The 1,464-nt window shown below is 68.0% G+C and carries 1 protein-coding gene; it reads right to left on the bottom strand.

Annotated features, from left to right (window positions below; all coding sequences use genetic code 11):
• Positions 1-90: 90 nt before the first annotated feature.
• Positions 91-1,317, bottom strand: coding sequence for an IS701 family transposase (locus ABZ281_RS49135; RefSeq protein ID WP_356665327.1), 1,227 nt, complete (start codon positions 1,315-1,317; stop codon positions 91-93).
• Positions 1,318-1,464: the final 147 nt, after the last annotated feature.

Below are 1,464 nucleotides of genomic sequence, written 5' to 3'. Positions count from 1 at the left end.
GGCGAGTACTTACTGGGTGGCGCCACTTCTTCCTCGTTTCCTTGTCCAGGACAACCCTATTGGGTGCCTGTCCGGAAACTTCGTGGCCCCTCAATCGGCTTTTGGGGCCAGGCGCTGTTCGGTGAGGAACGCGTGGGCTGCGGTGACCAGGGTGACGTGGTGATGCCACCCGGCCCAGGATCGTCCCTCGAAGTGGTCCAGGCCGAGGCCGTGCTTGAGTTCCCGGTAGTCGTGCTCGATCCTCCAGCGGATCTTGGCCAGGCGGACCAGTTCGGTGAGTGGGGTGTCCTCGGGCAGGCTGGACAGCCAGTAGTCGGTGGGTGCTTCGGCGTCCTCGGGCCATTCGACCAGCAGCGTGACCTTGGGCAGGACACCGTCCCAGTAGCCCTCCTGCGTGGCGGCGGCCTGGGCCAGACGGCGGGCCCGGACCCCGGCCGGCCGCACCCGCAGCGCCAGGAAGTGCGAGCGCATCGGTCCGCGGGAGCCTTCCCGCCAGGCGACCTCGGAGAACGCCTGCCGTCCGTGGCCAGCGGCTAAAACGGACACAGAGGACGGCTTGTCGCGGTAGCGGGGCTGCGGCCTGCGGCCGTTTCCGGACCAGGCCGGGGCGGTGGGCCGCGCGTCGTGCGGGTGGACGGTCACGTCCGAACGGATGGCCACGACATATCCGATGCCCCGATCGCTCAGGCCGTCGCGGAAGTCGGCGTTCTGCCCGTAGCCGGCGTCGGCCACCACCACCGGCGGCACCAGCCCCCACCCGGCCAGCTCGTCGAGGGTGTCCAGGGCCAGACGCCACTTCTCCCGGTGCCCGACCTCTGGCGGCATCCCGGTCTTCTGCCGCCGTCCGGCATCGTGCGCCCACTCCTGGGGCACGAACAACCGCCACTGCAACGGACAGGACGCGGTGTCGGAGACCGCGTGCACGCTCACCGCCACCTGGCAGTTGGCCTGCTTGCCCAAAGCTCCGCAGTACTGGTGCGCGACCGCCACCGACATCCTGCCGTCCTTGGGGAACGACACGTCATCTACCGCCCAGGCATCCGGGCCGATCTGCGGCACCATCCGCTCCGCAATCCGCCGCCGCACAGGCACCGGATCCCAGGTCGACTGGTTCACGAACCGCTGCAGGTTCTGCTCGTTGCCGTCCGGCAGCCGCTCGGCCATCGGCTGGACCGACTTCCGTCGGCCGTCCTGCATCAGCCCCCGCAGATAGCAGTCACCCTTCGCCCTCTGATCCTTGCGCGGCACCGAGGCGAAGACGTCAGCCACGAATAACGCCAACTTCGCCCGAGCACGGTTCACTTCATGTGCATCCACACCACCAACATGCCCCCGAACAGGACCGCGAGACAGACCTAACGGAGTCCTACTAGTAGATTGTCGCTGCTAAGTGTGGCTGTGATTGGTGGAGTTGACGGTCGGGCAGCCTCCCCTCGTCGCTTTCACTTAGGCCGGGCGGGGGTG

The sequence above is a fragment of the Streptomyces sp. NPDC006265 genome, from assembly GCF_040613555.1.
GTDB lineage: Bacteria > Actinomycetota > Actinomycetes > Streptomycetales > Streptomycetaceae > Streptomyces.
The sequence above is the reverse complement of the archived record's forward strand: the minus strand, read 5'-3'. Positions and strand labels throughout refer to the sequence as shown.